Origin of the sequence: Synechococcus elongatus PCC 6301, from assembly GCF_000010065.1 — a bacterium.
GTDB lineage: Bacteria > Cyanobacteriota > Cyanobacteriia > Synechococcales > Synechococcaceae > Synechococcus > Synechococcus elongatus.
On sequence record NC_006576.1, the window covers coordinates 2,425,643 to 2,443,774 of the forward strand.

General features: G+C 52.2%; 14 protein-coding genes. 9 read left to right on the plus strand and 5 right to left on the minus strand.

Annotation, left to right across the window (positions count from 1 at the left end; genetic code table 11):
• The first annotated feature begins 31 nt into the window (after nt 1–31).
• From SYC_RS12040 to SYC_RS13905, 5 genes are all read left to right on the plus strand, one after another.
• Nucleotides 32–2,965 (plus strand): Cache 3/Cache 2 fusion domain-containing protein, encoded by a 2,934-nt coding sequence (locus SYC_RS12040; RefSeq protein WP_070105209.1) that lies wholly within the window; start codon nt 32–34, stop codon nt 2,963–2,965.
• Nucleotides 2,958–4,193, plus strand: coding sequence for a response regulator (locus SYC_RS12045; protein ID WP_011244589.1), 1,236 nt, complete (start codon nt 2,958–2,960; stop codon nt 4,191–4,193). Before SYC_RS12040 ends, SYC_RS12045 begins: the two co-directional genes overlap by 8 nt.
• A complete protein-coding gene (locus tag SYC_RS12050) occupies nt 4,186–4,932 on the plus strand; it encodes a Crp/Fnr family transcriptional regulator (protein ID WP_162010031.1) in 747 nt (248 codons plus the stop codon). Before SYC_RS12045 ends, SYC_RS12050 begins: the two co-directional genes overlap by 8 nt.
• 126 nt (nt 4,933–5,058) lie before the next feature.
• On the plus strand, nt 5,059–6,975 hold the full coding sequence (gene htpG / locus SYC_RS12055) for a molecular chaperone HtpG (protein WP_011244591.1): 1,917 nt from the start codon (nt 5,059–5,061) through the stop codon (nt 6,973–6,975).
• A gap of 107 nt (nt 6,976–7,082) precedes the next feature.
• On the plus strand, nt 7,083–7,313 hold the full coding sequence (locus SYC_RS13905) for a hypothetical protein (protein ID WP_152034137.1): 231 nt from the start codon (nt 7,083–7,085) through the stop codon (nt 7,311–7,313).
• A 1-nt stretch (nt 7,314) separates the two neighbouring features.
• Here the strand turns inward: SYC_RS13905 and SYC_RS12060 are convergent, their stop codons facing one another.
• The 3 genes from SYC_RS12060 to SYC_RS12070 all read right to left on the minus strand — a co-directional run bounded on the left by SYC_RS12060 (nt 7,315) and on the right by SYC_RS12070 (nt 14,384).
• The gene (locus tag SYC_RS12060; RefSeq protein ID WP_011244592.1) at nt 7,315–10,428 is read right to left on the minus strand and encodes a sensor domain-containing diguanylate cyclase; all 3,114 of its coding nucleotides are present in this window, start codon (nt 10,426–10,428) and stop codon (nt 7,315–7,317) included.
• A 270-nt stretch (nt 10,429–10,698) separates the two neighbouring features.
• Nucleotides 10,699–12,453, minus strand: a complete 1,755-nt coding sequence (locus tag SYC_RS12065) for a diflavin flavoprotein (RefSeq protein ID WP_011244593.1) — start codon at nt 12,451–12,453, stop codon at nt 10,699–10,701.
• Nucleotides 12,454–12,668: 215 nt separating this feature from the next.
• Nucleotides 12,669–14,384 (minus strand): diflavin flavoprotein, encoded by a 1,716-nt coding sequence (locus tag SYC_RS12070; protein WP_011244594.1) that lies wholly within the window; start codon nt 14,382–14,384, stop codon nt 12,669–12,671.
• Between the two features lie 65 nt (nt 14,385–14,449).
• Between SYC_RS12070 and SYC_RS12075 the strand changes: the two genes are divergently transcribed.
• The gene (locus SYC_RS12075) at nt 14,450–15,193 is read left to right on the plus strand and encodes a pantothenate kinase (protein WP_011244595.1); all 744 of its coding nucleotides are present in this window, start codon (nt 14,450–14,452) and stop codon (nt 15,191–15,193) included.
• On the opposite strand, the gene SYC_RS12080 is transcribed toward SYC_RS12075, so the two are convergent.
• The gene (locus tag SYC_RS12080) at nt 15,166–15,612 is read right to left on the minus strand and encodes an NUDIX domain-containing protein (protein ID WP_011244596.1); all 447 of its coding nucleotides are present in this window, start codon (nt 15,610–15,612) and stop codon (nt 15,166–15,168) included. The genes SYC_RS12075 and SYC_RS12080 overlap by 28 nt on opposite strands.
• 55 nt (nt 15,613–15,667) lie before the next feature.
• Nucleotides 15,668–16,141, minus strand: coding sequence for a thioredoxin-dependent thiol peroxidase (gene bcp, locus SYC_RS12085; RefSeq protein WP_011244597.1), 474 nt, complete (start codon nt 16,139–16,141; stop codon nt 15,668–15,670).
• Between the two features lie 92 nt (nt 16,142–16,233).
• Here bcp and SYC_RS12090 point away from each other — a divergent pair, with 92 nt between their 5' ends.
• From SYC_RS12090 to SYC_RS12100, 3 genes are all read left to right on the plus strand, one after another.
• Entirely contained in the window at nt 16,234–16,935 is a 702-nt protein-coding gene (locus SYC_RS12090; RefSeq protein ID WP_234701777.1) for a 4'-phosphopantetheinyl transferase family protein, read from the plus strand.
• 67 nt (nt 16,936–17,002) lie between these two features.
• Nucleotides 17,003–17,566, plus strand: coding sequence for a hypothetical protein (locus SYC_RS12095; RefSeq protein ID WP_011244599.1), 564 nt, complete (start codon nt 17,003–17,005; stop codon nt 17,564–17,566).
• Between the two features lie 60 nt (nt 17,567–17,626).
• A complete protein-coding gene (locus tag SYC_RS12100) occupies nt 17,627–18,058 on the plus strand; it encodes a Fur family transcriptional regulator (protein WP_011244600.1) in 432 nt (143 codons plus the stop codon).
• The last annotated feature ends 74 nt before the right edge of the window (nt 18,059–18,132 follow it).

An 18,132-nucleotide genomic window follows, 5' to 3' on the forward strand; every position in this document is an offset into this window, starting at 1 on the left:
GCCTTGGTTGCCCCCCTAACCCTCGACTGCCATGAAGCTGCGCCGCCAATTCCTGTTGTTTGGAGTGGGGACAACCTTTACAGCGATCGCTGCGATCTCCTTATCGGATGTCATTACCAATACCCGACTGAGTGAGTCCAGTCGTGAGGAGGTGCAATCCCTGCTGCAGCGTGAGCAAGAGAGCATCCTGTCGCGAACGTACACCGTGGTTCGGGTGCAGGGCACCTCGATCGAAAAGCAACTCAGTCGACAGATCCAGGTTCTCGATGAAGCCCTCCAACGAGCCGGCGGCCTCAGGACTGGCTCTCGCCTAGTGCGCTGGCAAGCTAAGAATCAATACACAGGCGCCATACAGCCTGTTGAGTTGCCGGAACTTCAGTTGGGTGGCCGCTGGCTCGATCAGGTTAGTCGCTTTGATCAGGCAGTGCCAGTGATTGACACAGTGTCTCGGCAAATGGGCGGCACTGTCACGATCTTCCAGCGGATCAACGATCGCGGTGACATGCTACGGGTCGCAACCACCGTCCCTAATCAGGATAAGCAGCGGGCGATCGGCACCTACATCCCTGTGACCAATCCCAGTGGCGATCCCAACCCTGTGATTGCAGCAGTTTTGAAAGGTCAGACCTATCGCGGGCCAGCCTACATTGTCAATGATTGGTACATCGCCATCTATCAGCCGCTCAAAGATGCTCAGGGGCGGGTTATCGGGATGATCTATGCCGGTCAACGTCAGGATCAAACCGGTGAACTAGCGCGCTCTTTTCAGGATTTGCGCTTTGGTCAAACCGGATCAGCTTTTGTTTTCCTGGGGCAGGGCAGCCAACGGGGCGAGACCATTCTGACCAGTGACCCATCGCTCCAGAAAAAAAACTTTTGGGATGCCAAAGACGCCTCAGGGCAGTTTTTTCTGCGAACTTCGATCGCAGATGCCATCCGCCAACCGGGTGCTTTTATTCGCGTTCGCTACTTGGCTCGCCCTTGGACGGAGGGGCTGCAATCGACGCAACCGGCTCGCCAAGAACAGATGCTACTGGTCTATTACCGCCCTTGGAACTGGGTTATTGGCATTCGCCAGGATAAGCAGGAATTTGCGGAACCCTTCCGCCGCCTAGAGGCTATTCAGCAGCGATCGCTCTACATTCAGTTACTGCTCGGTGTCATCATTGCGGTGCTCGGCGCAATCGCCGCCCGCGGTTGGGCTGCCCACTTAGGAATGCGCATTGAGCAGTTAGCCCATGCTGCCGATGCCATGGCCAGCGGCCAGCTCCAGCAACAAATTCCCACCAGTGGTCGCGATGAACTCACTGTGCTGGCCCAAGCCTTCAACCGGATGGCGGTTACACTGCGGGAGTTGCTGGTCAGTTTGGAGCATCGCGTCCAAGAACGTACGGCGGCTCTCCGAGAAACTAACGATCGCCTCGAACAGGCCCGTGAGCAGGCCGAAGCTGCAAACCAGGCTAAGAGTGCATTTCTAGCCAACATGAGCCACGAGTTGCGCACTCCCCTCAATGCCATCATTGGCTACAGCGAAATGATGATGGAAGAGGCAGAAGACGGCATCGAGGTCGAAGAACTCCTGCCCGACTTCCGCAAGATCAACAATGCAGGCAAACACTTGCTGGAGCTGATCAACAGCATTCTGGACCTCTCCAAAATTGAAGCGGGTCGCATGGAGCTTTACTTAGAAAGCTTCTCGCTGCCCGAGCTGATCAATGGTGTGAAATCGATTATCAAGCCCTTAATTGAAAAAAATCAGAATCAGCTGTTGGTGGACTGCCCAGCCGATATAGGGCTGATGACTGCTGATGTCACGAAGCTGCGGCAAACCTTGCTCAACCTTCTGTCTAATGCCAGCAAATTTACTCACCAAGGCACGATTCAGCTGCAGGTTGCTGCCCAGGGGGATCAGGTGGTCTTCAAGGTGGTTGATAGTGGCATTGGTATGTCACCGGAGCAGATCGATCGCATTTTTGAGGCGTTTGCCCAGGCAGATGATTCCACGACACGGAAATTCGGAGGCACAGGTCTTGGGCTTTCGATTAGCCGCCATTTCATAGAAATGATGGGAGGCAAAATTACGGTTGAGAGCGTTCTCGGGGAAGGCAGTACGTTCACCATTACCCTGCCGCGCCAAGTGCAACCGCCGCAGTCGATCCCTGCGGTTGATCCAGTCCTGACTGATGAGGCGATCGCAACGGCCACTGAACAGGAAGATCAAAACCAGCCTGTGGTCCTCGTTGTGGATGATGAACCTAGTGCCCGCGAGTTGTTGCGCCGCATGCTGGAAAAGGAAGGCTATCGCGTCGTTACGGCAGCAGGGGGAGCTGAAGGGTTGCAGCGAGCGCAGGAACTGCGCCCTGCCCTGATCACCCTCGATTTGATGATGCCCCAGGTGGATGGTTGGTCAGTGCTAACCGCTCTCAAAGCCGATCCAATGCTGGCGGAGATTCCAGTGGTGATGGTGAGCATGGTGGAAGGGCGATCGCTCTCCTATGCCCTCGGTGCAGCTGGCTACCTCCACAAACCAATTGATCGCGACCAGTTGCGGCGGATCCTGGAGGGCTATACCCACCCCGATCGCCAGCCGCTGGCACTGGTTATTGAAGACGACCCAGTCAACCGATCGCTGCTGCGGCAATTGCTCGAGCGGGATGGCTGGCAGGTCGCAGAAGCCAACCAAGGGCAACAAGGCCTAGCTGTTTTGGAGTCGCTGGAGCAGCCGCCCGACCTGATCTTGCTGGATTTGATGATGCCCCAGATGGATGGCTTTGCCTTCGTCGACGCGCTGCGAGCTAACGGTAACTGGCAAACACTGCCGGTGATTGTGGTGACGGCTAAAGATCTGACGGAACAGGATCGTCAGCGCCTGCAAGGGCGGGTCAGCCAGGTGATTGCCAAGGGGAATTTGGCGATCGATCGACTCCTGGCGGAAATTCGCCAAGTGGGGGCCAACCGTGTCTGAGTCGCTTGAATCCTTAGCCAGGCTCGCTCACTGGCGCCATGAACTACGGACTCCCATCAACGCCATTTTGGGCTACAGCCAACTGCTGCTGGAGGATTGGGCAGGCACCGCGATTGCTACAGACCTAGAGCGGATCGAATCAGCTGGGCAGGAGTTACTGCGGCTCGTCAATGAAATTTTGGATCCTCACAGCAGCGATCGCGGTCTAAGCCTCGACACCTACCAGGCCCGTCTGCGCTACGCCCTGCGGACGCCGGTCAACACTGTTTGCGGTTATGTCGAGCTGCTGCTCGAGGAAGACTCGCCCGAACTGGCCGAGAGCCGAGTTGACTTAGAGCGGATTAGCGCAGCGGGCGAGCGTTTGCTAGAACAACTCGAGGCCATGGCAGCTTGGGATCAGCCGGCGAGCCAAGCTTCGGCTGTGGCGCTGTCAGAGATGGAGGTGGAGGTTGCCGAATCGGTGCTCCGCTATCGCCAAGCAGCGGTGTCAGCGTCGGCAGTCACGGGCGGTCGACTGTTGGTTGCCGAGGACAACGAGATCAACCGTGATGTCTTGGAGCGTCGTCTGCGTCGTCTTGGGCATGACGTCGTCTGTGTTGCTTCGGGGCAAGAAGCTCTGAATCAATTAGCGCAACAGCCCTTCGATTTGCTGTTCCTCGATCTGATGATGCCGGGACTGACCGGTTTTGAGGTGCTGCAGCAGCTCAAGGCAGATCCCACCTTAGCTGAGCTGCCTGTGCTGATGATTTCGGCGCTGGATGACCTTGAGAGTGTGATTCGCTGTCTGCGCTTGGGTGCGACTGACTATCTGACCAAACCGTTTGAACCAACGCTGTTACAAACGCGTTTGGAGACTTGCCTCCAGCACAAACGTCTGCGCGATCGCGAGTTGGACTACTTGCGTAATGTTGCGATTGTCACGGATGCGGCGGTGGCCGTGGAGGCGGGTGACTACGATCGCGATCGCCTCCAGACGGTGGCAGAGCGCAGCGACGCACTGGGGCAGTTGGCACGCATGTTTCGCCAGATGACCCGCTCGGTAGAACAGCGAGAAACCCAGCTCAAGCAGACAATTCGGCGTTTAGAGCTGCAGATCGACACCGCTACCGTCAAAAGCCAAGTCAAGGAGATCACGGAGTCGGATTATTTCCGTGACCTTGAGAGCCGTGCCCGCCAAATTCGCCGCGATCGCAGCTATCGTTCTTCGCCCCCTGACCGCCATGCCTAATCCCAACGCCTTGGCGGAACTGCAAGCACTGGAGCTGTTACAAACTTGTACCCCGGCTGAACTAGCAGATCTGGCCCATTGCCTGCAACCCCAGACACTCCAAGCGCAAGAAGCTCTATTCCACTGTGGCGATCCAGCAGCAGCGCTCTACTGGATTCGCTCAGGACGGGTGGGCGTTTTTGTCGCCGATGGTAGCAACAACCAGCATGAGTCGTTGCTGCGCGTGCTGGGGGCCGGTGCTCTGCTGGGAGAGATGGCCCTGATCGATGGGCAACCACGATCGGCGACTTGTCGGGCCTTGGAACCGACGCAACTTTACGCGGTCACTAGCCAAGATTTTCAGCAGTTGCTAACGCGATCGCCCCAGTTTGTGCAGGCCTTGTTGGCAACCCTGAGCCAGCGGTTGCGCTATACCAATCAGTTCCTGAGTGAAGTGGGGGCGGGCGTGCAGCAGTTGGCAAGCGGCCAGTATGCCCCCCTAGCGCAACTGCAAAGTCCAGATCACTCCCTTGAACATCTGGCAACGGCTTTTGCCCAGATGGCTCTGAGGGCGCAGCAGCGGGAAGTGGCTCTGCAGGAACGGATTCGGCGTTTGGAATTAGAAGTCGATGCTTGTCGCCTCCAACAGTCTGTGGCAGAAATCACCGAGTCAGAGTTCTTCGTGCATCTCCAACAGCGGGCGCAGCAAATTCGGCGCAATCGCCACAAATCCTTGCCGCCCCAAGCCGATTCTGAATAAGGCGATCGCAGTTCACTACTCGCTACTGCAACAACAGAGCGGACGGAAATCCGAACTTTTCCCGACCTGCGCGGCTAGTGCAGGCTCTCCTATGATCAAGCCGTCCTGTCACTCTTTAGTTTGGGTATGGCGATTCTAGAGCAAGGCAATATCACGATTCATACCGATAACATTTTCCCGATTATCAAAAAGTCGCTCTACTCAGAGCATGAAATCTTTTTGCGGGAACTGATTTCTAATGCAGTGGATGCCATTCAAAAGCTGAAGATGGTGTCCTATGCCGGTGAATTAGAGGGTGAAATCGGTGACCCCCAAATCACACTGAGTATCGATCGCGATCGCAAACAACTCAAAATTGCCGATAACGGTATTGGGATGACAGCCGATGAGATTAAGCGTTATATCAATCAAGTTGCCTTTTCAAGTGCAGAGGACTTTATTGAAAAATATAAAGGCGGAGCTGATCAGCCTATCATTGGTCACTTTGGTCTAGGCTTCTACTCAGCTTTTATTGTTGCTGATCGGGTGGAAATTGAAACCCTCTCCTATCAAAAAGGAGCGACACCTGTTCATTGGACTTGTGATGGATCTCCAAGCTTTGAACTGTCAGAGGGGAGCCGTACGGAGCGAGGAACAACGATTATTCTTAATCTTAGTGAGGAGGAGTTAGAGTACTTAGAACCTGCTCGTATTCGTCAGCTTGTTAAGACCTATTGTGACTTCATGCCCGTTCCGATCGCTTTAGAGGGAGAAGTCTTAAACAAGCAAAAAGCAATTTGGCGAGAATCAGCTGGCAATCTCAAAGAAGAAGACTACCAAGAGTTTTATCGCTACCTGTATCCATTTCAAGATGAACCATTGTTATGGGTTCATCTCAACACAGATTACCCCTATCAAGTGAATGGTGTTCTCTATTTCCCGAAATTGCGGCCCGATATTGATCTAACTCAAGGACAAATTAAACTATTCTGCAATCAAGTCTTTGTCAGCGATCACTGTGAAGAAGTTGTGCCGCGTTTTCTCTTGCCGATGCGAGGGGTGATCGATAGTCCTGATATTCCTCTCAATGTGTCGCGCAGTGCGCTGCAAGCCGATCGCAAGGTGCGGAGTATTGCTGGCTTCATCGCCAAGAAAGTGGGCGATCGCCTCAAAGAACTCTATCGCTCGCAACGCGACCAATATCTCAATATTTGGTCAGATCTCAGCACCTTTGTGAAGTTTGGCTGTCTCAATGATCAAAAATTCAGAGAACAGGTCAAAGAGATTCTCGTTTTTCGGAGTAGTGCTGAGCTCAGCGAGGCGACCAGTAGCGATCGTGGTCAAGATAGCCAAGGTAATTGGTACACTACTCTGCAGGCCTACCTCGAACGCAACCAGGAAAAACACGAAAATCGTGTCTATTACTGTACGGATGCTGCTAGCCAAGCCACTTACATTGAACTCTTCCGTAAAAAAGGCCTAGAGGTGCTCTACCTCGATAGCTTTATCGATAGCCACTTTGTTAGTTTGCTGGAACAAGAGTATCAGGATGTCCGCTTTTCTCGGGTTGATGCCGAGCTAGACGACACCTTACTTGAAACAGAAGAAGCTGAAATTGTTGATCCGACAACGAACAAAACGCGTAGCCAAACCCTGAAGGAATTATTTGAAGCAGCGATCGCGAATTCGCGGATTAATGTGCGCACAGAATCCTTGAAGGATACAGATGCCAGCGCGCCGCCTGCAATGGTTTTATTGCCAGAAGCTGCACGGCGCATGCGCGAAATGAGTGCTTTCTTGGGACAAGATCCGGCTAATCTACCCGATGACCATGTCCTGCTCGTGAATACCGCGCATCCTCTTGTCCAGAACATCCTTAGTCTGCAGCAGGGGGCTATCCTCAGCAGTGATGGACACTCTCCAAGCCAGGTCCTGGCAGAGCAGCTCTGTCGACACATCTATGACTTGGCCTTGATGACCCAAAAAGGGTTTGATGCTGAGGGAATGAAAGCCTTCATTGAGCGTTCTAATGCGGTCTTGACGGCGTTGACGACTCGCCAGTGAAGGGTTTAGGGGAACTCTAAACTTCACAGAACGTCATCCTAGCTATCTCGCCCTCAGACGTGAGCCTCGCTAAGCTGAGGGCGACGATCCATTTCGTGGTGTGGGGTATGGGGTTGACTCTGTTTTCGCGATCGCGGCGTCGCATCCCAAGCGGCCGTACCAATATTATTCCGACGTCTCGAACTTCAAGAAGAGCTTACCTACGGGCGGGGATGGCCTTGCTTCAGCTGACTGCCTTAATTATGGTTTTGGTGTGGTTGCGCGATACCCCCCGAGGGGCTTGGGCTGAGAGCGATTGCCAAAACTCTGTCTTTTCTAGTCTCTGTCGCGATCGCTAATTTATTCAATTATTTCTTCTGAAGAAGTATCTAATAAAATAATGCGATCGCGCCCCTGCTGTTTGGCTTGATACAGAGCACGATCAGCACGTTCAAGGAATTGATCAAGTGTCAGAATTTCAGGTGTCCAGACTGCAATGCCAACACTAATGGTAATGGCGATCGCTTGTTGAGGAAGATGGAGAGATTGCTGAATAACGAGCTGGCGGATGCGATCCATCACTTGATATGCTTGCTTCCCATTGGTTTCAGGAAGCATTAATACAAACTCATCCCCCCCCAGCCGAGCAAAAATATCCACTTCGCGAATATTTTGTTGGCAAATATTGGTCCAGAGAATTAAAACCTGATCGCCAACCGTATGACCGTAGCTGTCATTAATTGTTTTGAAATGATCGATGTCAATGATCACTAAAGAGAGTGAAGTGTCACGTTGGATACGATAGATTCGGTTAAGTTCAGCTTGAGCAAGTGTAATAAACTGACGGCGATTCAGAATGCCAGTCAGGGCATCTGTTGTTGCCTGTTGCTGCAATTTTTGTTCTAGCTTCTTTTGTTCAGTAATGTCAGTTGAAATACCGAGTAATCCAATAATATTACTACTTTGTGCCGATTCATAGATAGGCGTTTTGATTTCTAGGTAGACTCGTAATTGTCCATCTTTAGGGTTGACGAGATGGATTTCTTCCGTAGTCTGCTCTCCTTGGAAAACACGAGAGTCGATAGCTTGTAATAATTTTGCAGCCTCTTCGGAGAAAAAGAAAAAATCATCCTTGCCCAAGATTTCTTCCAAAGAGCGATCAACAAAATCTAAAGCCGATCTATTGGCATAGATGTAACGAAACTGAAGGTCTTTCATATAGATATGAGAGCTGACCTGATCGAGTGCCGCTCGAAGACGTTGTGCTTCTACTAAAGCTTCTTGAAGTTGTTGTTTTGTTTTTCTCTCAGCTGTAACATCGCGCATGGCAATGACAGCGCCTAAAAATTGATTCTGATCATCAAAAAAAGGCCCACCTGAACAAACGACCCATCGTTCTGACTTGGATGGATCTTTGATCATCATTTCAACATCCTGAACTATCTCATGACGGAATGCTCTGAATAACGGTAGAGCATCAGTCGGCATAAGATCAGATCCATTGGGTTGATAGATGTTATAGAGGGCACTCCATTCGCTGGCTGAAGAGCGGGGGGGTAAGTAGCTATGCCAGCTTCTCGCAACTTGATTGAAAAGTACTAAGTTCCCTTCAGCATCGCAGGCAACTACACCATCACTCAAACTATCTAAAAGAATCCGTGTAAATTCTTGCTCACGATATAACGCTGTTTCGGCAATCTTGCGATCGTGAATATCTAAGCAGTGACCTATGTATCCAATGAAGTTTCCATGAGTGTCGTATCTAGGGCTCCCCTCCTCAAGAATCCAACGATATTCACCATCGTGACGACGTAAACGGTATTCAGCCTTATAACTATTGTGTTGTGAGAAAGCAGTTCTGTAATTACTCAAGTAGCTTTGAAGATCTGCCGATAAAACTCCTTCAATAGACCCGCTATCTAATTCTTGCTCTAAAGAACGTCCAGTAAAGTTAAGCCAAACTGAATTGAAATAATAATGGTCTCCATTTTTGTCTGCCAACCAGATGAGAACATGCCCAGAGTTGACAACAGTGCGATAGTTTTGTTCGCTCTCTCGCAATGCCTCTTCAGCCTGCTTTCGTCTAGTGATATCAATTGTCGACCCTACCATGCGATAAGGCTTGTTTTGTTCATCTCGAACGGCAATTCCGGTTGACTGAAACCAGCGATATTCTCCTGATTTTTGTTGAATACGATACTCCACATCGTAAGGATATTTAGCTGATGAAGAATGAGCATCTAAAGCTGATTGAACAAAAATACGGTCATCGGGATGTAAAAGACTGAAAAAGCTTGAGATTTTTGGGGGAATGTCACCTTCTTGATACCCTAAAATTTCAAGGGAACGAGAAGAAAAATAAAGATCGCTAGTAACGAGATCCCAGTCCCAAATTGCTGCTAAAGATCCCTGAAATGCAGGCTCAAGACGCTCTACACTCTGCCGTAATAAGTCTTCAGATTTCCGGCGCTGAGTCACATCATGAATAGTGCTAATAATATGAAACTTTGAATTTATTTTAATAAGTTTAGCTGTAACTTGTCCAATAAAATTACTCTGATCGGGACGTTGTAATCCAACTTCCAGGTCTTCACGAGAGCCTTGGGATAAGAGACAATCGATCATCCGACTGCGATCGTGCTGATTTTTCCAAAAGTTCAGATCAAGAATTGATCTTCCAATGACATTTTCTTTAGGTTGGTCAATTAGCTCTAGAAAACTTTGATTAACCCTAACAATTAGACCATCTGAAAGTTGTGTAATTAGAATAGCATCGGGACTTACATCGAAAATTTGCTCTGTCGTTGCCTGTTCTTCTTTGCTAACAGCGATCGCTTGTTGATTTTCTGTTAAAATTAAACCAAAAGTCCACAGCGTACTTGTAATTAAAAGCTGAAAGTCAGTTGCTAACTGCAAAAAACTTAGCTGAATCCAACGATCATTGACTAAATCGAGAATTGCTAGCATAGCCATACCGCTATAAGCAAACGTAGCAATTAGAAATATGCTGCCCAGAAAAAGAGCTGGAATTAAAAGAAACTGCTGACGATAAAAGTAGAGAAGTCTTGCTGTTAGGCCAGAACAAAGAGCGATCGTACCTGTCAAAATAGCTTGAGAAAGCGAAGAGGCTGGAGCATTAGCTTCAATGACTCCAAGCGCTGCCCAACTACTCAAAATTGTGAGCTGAAAAGAACGTCTTCCCCATGGATGGGGTAGACCTAGGATGTTTTGGGTCCCTAAATAGATCAGTGCTGAGCCAAGGATTAGTGCTGCATCAGCACTCACTCGGCTCACCGTATTATTGCTGGTAAATACGTGTAGTGCTAAACCAAGGATAAAACAGACGTTGCCAGCCCCCCAGCGATCCAGTTTGGGTGTGAACTGCATTAGGCGCGCTTGGATGGTCAGAGCAGTTGTCTGCAGACTATTGAGAATGATGAGGGTAATAGCTAAAGTCTGAAAGTCAATTTTCATAAAGCCTTGGCCCTAAATCGCTCAGACCCGTCCCGTAGTGACTTGAATATAGTGTGACTTGTTCACCTCAATTCAAGCTACCGAAACAATACTGACTTATTTCATCAAAGACCCATGTATTAATAAATATTAATAGTAATTAAAACTCTTACTTTATCTTTTAACTCTTGCTATTCCAATTAAGTATTCAACAGTAGGTGTTTTGAGGGGCTAGAAGAGTGCAATTTTTAGTTTAATCACCTCTCAAATATCCCAGCTTTTGCTGATTGATTAGTAGTAGCTGCCACTCTTGCGATGATGGATGGCTGTCCGAACCTCAGGATCTTGAACTTGACCTGATTCAACGACTGCATAGACCAGCCAATGATCGCCACATTCCATGCGATTAGCGACGCGACATTCTAACCAAGCGATGGCCTCAGCCAAGATAGGATGCCCTTGATCACTGGGGCTAGACTCAATACCCTCTAGACGATCGGCTCCAGGGCTGAAGGGTTTGAGAAAATGCTTTTGAATTGCTAGATTTTTGTCCTCGCCAAGGACATTGAGGACAAAGCGATCGCCTTGATGCAAGAGTGACTCGACGGCGCGATCGCGCGCAACTGCAACACTAATCCCTGGTGGATTAAAGGTTGCTTGTGAGACCCACGAAGCTAGCATGCCACTGCGGACATCCTCTTTTTGAGTCGTCAAAACACAGAGTGATCCGAGGATGCGTCCTACTGCTTGTGCGGTTGCTTCAGTTTCACTGTCTTGTAGTTTGGAGCTGCTTTGGCGACTCACTTGGCGGCGCTGTCGTTGCAGGGCTTGGGCGAGATCGGTGCCTGACTCTTCACAGATTTTTAGGGTTGCTGTTGTTGGTTTAAAGCGAACGCGAATCGGTTCAAAGGCAAGGCGAAAACCAGCATCTTTTAACTTGCTTTCCAGAAGATCGATCGCTTCACCACTCCAGCCAAATGAGCCGAAAACACCGACCGGCTTATCGCGCGCAACGGTTGCCAAAATTGTCCCCAACGCCGTTTGGATGGGTGTGGGTGCATGGCCTCCCAAAGTTGGGGATCCAATCACAACGCCGTCGCACCTTTCCAGTGTTCGGCGGATGTCATCCATGCTTTCAACTTCGCAATTTAAAGCTTCCACCCGAACGCCCGCCTTGGTAATTCCTTGGGCGATCGCCTCTGCGATCGTGGCAGTGCTGCCATAGGCCGAAGCATAGAGCAGCGCTACCATCTGTGGTTGTTGAAGTTGGCGATCGCTCCAACTGACATAGGCCGCTGTCAAATCGTGCAGGCCGTAGCGAATCAGCGGACCATGGCTGGGAGCATACCCTTGGATAGGTAGGCGGCTAAATTTAGCCAACACCGTCTGCACTTGGCGGACTTGGGGTGCCATGACGCAGTCAAAGTAGTAGCGCTGATCCTCGCGGAACGAAGTCCAGCCTTGATCAAAAATTTGGTCTTGGCATAGGTGTGCCGCAAAGAACTTATCAGAGAGCAGCCAACCTGTTTGCTCATCCAAAACGCAAAGCCCATCCGGCCAGCGCGGAATCGGCGTCGGCAGCAGTTGCAGAACCTTGCCCCGTCCGAGATCAAGACTTTCTTCTGTCCGGATAATCTTTAGATCTAAGGGTGGGATGGGGGCTTCTTGTGCCTCGACTTGCCAGAGCTTTTCAAGGGCTTGGGCGGCTGGATTCGAGACGATCACCTGCAACCCAGGATTGAGACGCATCAACTCCTTGAGGGTGCTAACGCGGTTGGGGCTGACGTGACTGAGGAGCACCGCATCGAGCTCACCAATCGGGCATTGAGCTTCAAGGCGATTGAGGAAAATTTCAGTAAAGGAAGCGCCGGGCGGGTTGATCAGAATCGTGCGATCGCCCTGCACAAGGTAGGCATTGCTGGTTGTGCCATGCCCAAGGCCATACTCCACTTCAAAGCGCAGACGTTCCCAGCTTCGAGCCCGCAGCACCATCAGTCCTGCAGCCACCCAGCTCGGTTGGATATCGCGGTGACGTCCTTCGCTCATGCCAGTCCTCTCCTCACCGATCGCTCGCAAGCCATTCTGCTCCCCTGCCCTTTGCACTCTATCCTCTTTGACTGTGGCGTTCTTGGTCTGACGCTAGTGAACTCAGAGTTCCTGTCCTAGATGGAGAACGGGATGACTCTCCTGAGTCAGCGATCGCCGGGTTAATCAGTCGGTTTTGAGTCAAGGCGATCGCTTATCGCTTCCAGTCAGCAGCCCTAGTAGTGGTTGCCGACTTTGCGGTGGTGAACGGCGGTGCGAACATCGGCCCGCGAGACACGGCCTTGTTCAACTTGGCAGTACACCAGCCAGTGATCGCTGCGATCCATGCGGCTGGCCACTTCGCACTCCAGATAGGCCAAGGCTGCTGTCAGAATGGGGCTTCCGTTGCTGGCGGTTTGGGTTTCGACACCGGCAAAGCGATCGGCCCCAGGTGGGAAACGCTTGAGGAAATGCTTCATCAGCGGTGCATAGTTGTCTTCACCTAGGATGTTGAGGACAAATCGATCGCCCACCTGCATCAGCGACTCGATTGCCCGATCCTTGGCGACCGCGACGGTAAAGCCCAGTGGCTTAAAGCTGGCTTGCACCACCCACGAGGCCAGCATGGCACCGCTGACTTCGCCCTTACGCGCTGTGATGATGTAGAGCCCACCACTCAGCCGTCCCAGCGCTTTATCGAGGTCGCTGTTCAGCGACTTCATCGTCTGGATAGCGTCAGCGCGAGTCAACCATTGGCCTAAGTCTGTGCCCGATTCTTCGCACTGCTGGTAGATCGCCTCCGTCGGCTGATCCTTGACGCGTATGGGTGGGAAAGCCGTATGCAGACCTAGATTACGGAACTGGGCCAGCAGAGCATCGATCGGCTCGTCATCGCCACCGTAGGAATCGAACAGGCCGATCGCTTGCTTATTGTGGGCAGCGGCAAAAATCGTGCTTAGGGCTGTTGCGACTGCCTCGGAAGGTTGACTGGGCGGCGTACCCAACACAATCCCCCGCGCACTGCTGACGGCTTCAATCAACTCCTGCGGATCGACGGCTCGCAGATCGACCATTTCCACCGCGACGCCTGTTTTGACCAAGCCGCGACCGATCGCTTGCGAAAGGCGATCGCTGTAGCCATAGTCCGACAGGTAGCCAATCAAAACGCTGGTTTCAGCAGTCGCTTTTTGCTCGCTCCAATGCTGATAGCGATCGACCCACTCTTGCAGGTTACGGCGCAGCAAGGGCCCATGACCCGTGGCGATCGTGGTGATTTCGCCGAGGGCTTTCATCCGTTTCAATGCCGCCAACACCGATCGCGCATTGGGAGCCATCAGGCATTCATAGTAGTACTGAAAATCGCCTTCGATCTGCTGCAGATCTTCATCGAAGGTGCGCTCGTCGCAGAAGTGCATGCCAAAGGCATCGCAGGTGAAGAGGATTTGGCTAGCGGGATCGTAAGTGAAGATTGTGTCCGGCCAGTGCAGGTTTGGCGCGCTGACGAACTCGAGCTCGTGACCCTGGCCAAGGTCGAGTCGATCGCCGTTTTTGACTTGCAGCTTTTGGAAGGGGCGATGGACTTGGTTCTCGAGGAACTGCAGCGCCACTTTAGAACCGACGACCGTTACATTCGGCGCGATCGCGAGAATATCGCCGACTAGACCGCTGTGATCCGGCTCCGTGTGACTGATGATCAGGTAATCCAGTGTGCTCAGGTCGGTCAGTTCCCGCAGCTGGTCAACATAGGTGGCCTGAAACTTGGCGTGGGAGGTGTCGACCAGTGCTTTGCGATCGGCTTCAATCAGAAAAGAGTTGTAGGTCGTGCCGTTCTGGAGCCCAAACTCGATATCAAAACGGCTGCGATCCCAGTCCAAAGAGCGAATCGTGGTGGTCTGAGGTCCAATGGCTTCAACGGCCAAGCTGAGGCGAGGCGCTGGGGTAGTGGCGACCATGAATCCCTCCGAGGCTGTAAATTCGCTGTTTTGTTATTGTGACGCGATCGCCCGCGTCTGGGTGAATGAGCCGGTTAGTCCTTGCCATTGGAAATTCGCGCTGGCATTGGGGGATCTTCTCTAGGGATCAAGCGCCTCAATTTTGGGATGCGATCGCTCCGCATCAGCCCTTCAGTCGGTCGGACCTCGCCACCTTCCTGCAAGCCCAAGATCCAGCAATCGTTGCGGATACGCCGATCGCGATCGCCAGTGTCGTCCCGCAGCAGCTGGCTTTACTCCCAGAAGACTGGCCTCAACGCCGGCTACAGCTTAGGGATGTGCCGTTGACAAATTGCTATCCGCAACTGGGCTTAGATCGGGCGATCGCGCTCTACGAGGCGGGCTGCCAAGCCGGTTGGCCCGTGTTGATGATTGACTGCGGCACTGCGATCACGATTAATGCCGGCGATGCAGAGGGACAGTTTGCCGGTGGGGCAATTTTGCCCGGAGTAACTTTGCAACTGCGATCGCTCGCCCAAGGAACGGCTGCTCTCCCGAGTGTCGAAATATCGGCTGAAGGCGATCGCTGGGGGATGGATAATCAGTCAGCGATCGCTAGCGGCGTGATCTACGGAATCGCAGGAGCACTCAGAGGGTTTATTGAAGATTGGCGATCGCATCATCCACAACGGCCGATCTATTTCACTGGCGGCGATGGTGAATTACTGGCAAAACTATTGACTGATTTACCGGATATTCGGGTTGAGCCGCATCTCTTGTTACACGGGATCGATCGCTTAGCTCAGGCAATGATGACAGACCCAGATTGATAGTCCTGAAGTTGTCGAGCATGGTCATGACTGTAAGGCCCAGCCGGGAGGCGATCGGGCGGAAAGCTAGCGATCGCTTGCACCTCATGGCGATCGCCCACTTGTAAATTCCCGGTAACCGTCACCGCCAAGGCAATACAGACGGCGTGAAGGCGAGGATCGCGATCGGGCGCACTATAAACCCCAACCAGACGATCGACGTTGACTAAAACTAGACCCGTTTCTTCCCGCAATTCCCGAGCCGCTGCTTGCTCTAATGTCTCGCCGCGATCGATCAGACCACCGGGCAGACTCCAGCCCCCATCATCAGCTCGCTGAATCAAGACCAGTTCGCCATTTGGCAAAGTCGCGATCAATGACACCGAAATGAGCGGACGCTTAAGGAGCGATCGCAGCCCAGCCCAAAGCCAAGACAACATTGAGTTAGCTCCTCAGAGTTGGAATGGGGAGATCAGCGATCGCTCGCATTCAATCTCACTCGGCAACGGCGACACCCAAATCAGTCAAGATTTGCCGCGCGTGGGTTTCGGGTTTGACCTTGGTGTAAATCTGCTCGATCTTGCCCTCGACATCGATTACATACGTGTGGCGCATCATGCCCATGTACTCCCGCCCCATGAATTTCTTGAGGCCGTAGCTGTCGTAGGCGCTGGCGACAGCGGCATCCGCATCAGTAAGCAATGTAAAAGGCAGCTCGTACTTCGCAATAAACTTCTGGTGTTTGCTGGCAGGATCTTTGCTGACCCCCAGAACAACAATCCCGGCTTGCTCAAACAAGCTGAAATCGTCCCGAAAGCCACAGGCTTCCTTGGTGCAGCCCGGCGTGTCGTCCTTCGGGTAGAAGTAGATCACCACTCGCTGACCTCGCAGGTCAGTCAGGCTGACGGGATTACCTTGTTGATCTGGCAGCGTAAAATCTGGCGCGCGATCGCCCACTTGTAACGGCATCGATCTACAGCAGAATGCAACGCCCCAACCCTAGCGATGCGGTTCCAGTGCCGTCAATTCCTAGTTGCGATCGTGGCCCAATCCCCAACCCTGTGACTTGGCGTACGAGTCCCGAACCACTCTTTTTATCAGCACAGACGGTGCATCTCTGGCGTTGCTCCCTGACGCGATCACTCAGCTCTGCTGAACAGGCGATCGTGGCAGCCGATTGCGATCGTGCCCAAGCCTACGGCTCTAACCGTCGTCACCAGTTCCTGTGTGGACGCTGGTGGTTGCGGCAGCTTCTCAGCCTCTATCTCCCAGAAGAACCAGCAGACTTTCGTTTCCAGCTCAGTCCAACGGGCAAGCCAGAATTGCCACAATCCAATCTCTGCTTCAACCTCAGTCACAGTGGCTCAACGCTGTTGATTGCGATCGCTTGGCAACCTGTGGGCGTGGATGTGGAACAACCGCGATCGCGATCTTGGTTAGCCTTGGCGCGTCGCTACTTCCCATCTGCCGAACTGGCAGCAATGCAACAGTCGACTGACTGCGATCGCTGGGGACTGGCCAGTTGGGTCTGTAAAGAAGCCTGGATCAAAGCCCAGGGACGAACTTTGGCCAATTCTCTCCGTCATTTGCAGTGTGCCTGGACTGCCAATGGGCAACCCCGGTTGTCTGGGCTAGGGAGCGAAGAAAGTCAGGTGCAGCTGCTGCAAGTCGATCCGCAGGAACAGCTGTGGGCGGCGATCGCGATGCCTGCTGGGTGGAACTACCAAACTTGGACAGCCGCCATAATCCGGAAAAATCATTAAGAGATTTAGCAATTTTTTCTTTTTCAGAGACTAAGTTTTTAGTTTGAAAAGATCTTCAGACTGAGGCGTGGCTCGGTTGCTTCTTCTACGTAAGCTCTTGACGGTCTTAGTCGTCCTGCTGGGGACAGGCTTGGCTGCCTATTGGGCGGTCGTCACCTATCGCAGCCAACAGGGGCTAGGGACTCGAGCCGCTACGCCCCTGCCGGAGTTTTTGGATCAGTTGCCAGACAACTTGCGGTTTCGGGAGCTGGATTCCCGCATTGGCAAAACCCGTTCCGTCAGCTTGGCACTGTCTGAAGTCAACTCCGCCCAAATGGTCAACTACATCTGGGGGGGATTCCAGCCCTCCTTTGCAGCTTTGGGTGTGACGCCAACAGTAGTTGGTTATAAGTTTGAACTGGAGGTAACACCCCAGCAATCCATTACGCGGGCGCTGCCAACGCAAGACTTTTCTCCCAGCTTCATTGGGGCTGTTGTGCCAGATGGCGATCGCGTTTTTGAACTTCGCTGTCAAAGTATCGAGCCGCGCCGAGTCAGTCTTGCCCCACCTGTCCTTGAGAGCAATCAGTTGGTCTGTGGACCAGACTCTGTCCCGTTAGCGACTGCCTCTACACAGCCGACAGCTCGTTAAACTAAAGTGGTAATGAGTCCAAGGTGTCTCATGAGTTGTCCCCTTCGTCGCTAAACCGATATGTCCGAGACTGCGGCTCAAACCCCGATTCGCTCCCTTGAGGACGCTCTGAATCGTTGCCAAGACAAAGGCATGCGAGTCAGTCGTCAGCGCCGCTACATCTTGGAATTACTTTGGGACGTTCAAGAGCATTTGTCGGCACGAGAAATCTACGATCGCCTCAGTCGGGCAGGCCGTGATATTGGTCATACTTCCGTCTACCAGAATTTAGAAGCCCTTGCCGCCAACGGCATTGTTGAATGTCTCGATCGCTCTGAGGGGAGATTGTACGGCAATATCAGCGACTCGCACAGCCACATCAACTGTCTCGATTCCAACCAGATTATTGATGTTCAAGTGCAGCTCCCGGCTGAGTTGCTCGAACGCTTAGAAGCTGAAACTGGCGTTCGCATTGTGGACTATCGCATTGATTTCTACGGTTATCAGCGATAGAGAAGTGCCTCTATTCCTGAGTGATAGCGATCGCGCCAACTGGGACACTAAAGCCCTCCCCGTGCGGGTGGCTG

What these genes read in the sequence shown, in the direction of transcription:
- SYC_RS12075 (WP_011244595.1), top strand. Translation starts at nt 14,450, where the DNA reads ATGAGCCGGTTAGTCCTTGCCATTGGAAATTCGCGCTGGCATTGGGGG.
- SYC_RS12070 (WP_011244594.1), bottom strand. Translation starts at nt 14,384, where the DNA reads ATGGTCGCCACTACCCCAGCGCCTCGCCTCAGCTTGGCCGTTGAAGCC.
- SYC_RS12060 (WP_011244592.1), bottom strand. Translation starts at nt 10,428, where the DNA reads ATGAAAATTGACTTTCAGACTTTAGCTATTACCCTCATCATTCTCAAT.
- SYC_RS13905 (WP_152034137.1), top strand. Translation starts at nt 7,083, where the DNA reads ATGGGGTTGACTCTGTTTTCGCGATCGCGGCGTCGCATCCCAAGCGGC.
- SYC_RS12080 (WP_011244596.1), bottom strand. Translation starts at nt 15,612, where the DNA reads ATGTTGTCTTGGCTTTGGGCTGGGCTGCGATCGCTCCTTAAGCGTCCG.
- SYC_RS12050 (WP_162010031.1), top strand. Translation starts at nt 4,186, where the DNA reads ATGCCTAATCCCAACGCCTTGGCGGAACTGCAAGCACTGGAGCTGTTA.
- bcp (WP_011244597.1), bottom strand. Translation starts at nt 16,141, where the DNA reads ATGCCGTTACAAGTGGGCGATCGCGCGCCAGATTTTACGCTGCCAGAT.
- SYC_RS12040 (WP_070105209.1), top strand. Translation starts at nt 32, where the DNA reads ATGAAGCTGCGCCGCCAATTCCTGTTGTTTGGAGTGGGGACAACCTTT.
- SYC_RS12065 (WP_011244593.1), bottom strand. Translation starts at nt 12,453, where the DNA reads ATGAGCGAAGGACGTCACCGCGATATCCAACCGAGCTGGGTGGCTGCA.
- htpG (WP_011244591.1), top strand. Translation starts at nt 5,059, where the DNA reads ATGGCGATTCTAGAGCAAGGCAATATCACGATTCATACCGATAACATT.
- SYC_RS12100 (WP_011244600.1), top strand. Translation starts at nt 17,627, where the DNA reads ATGTCCGAGACTGCGGCTCAAACCCCGATTCGCTCCCTTGAGGACGCT.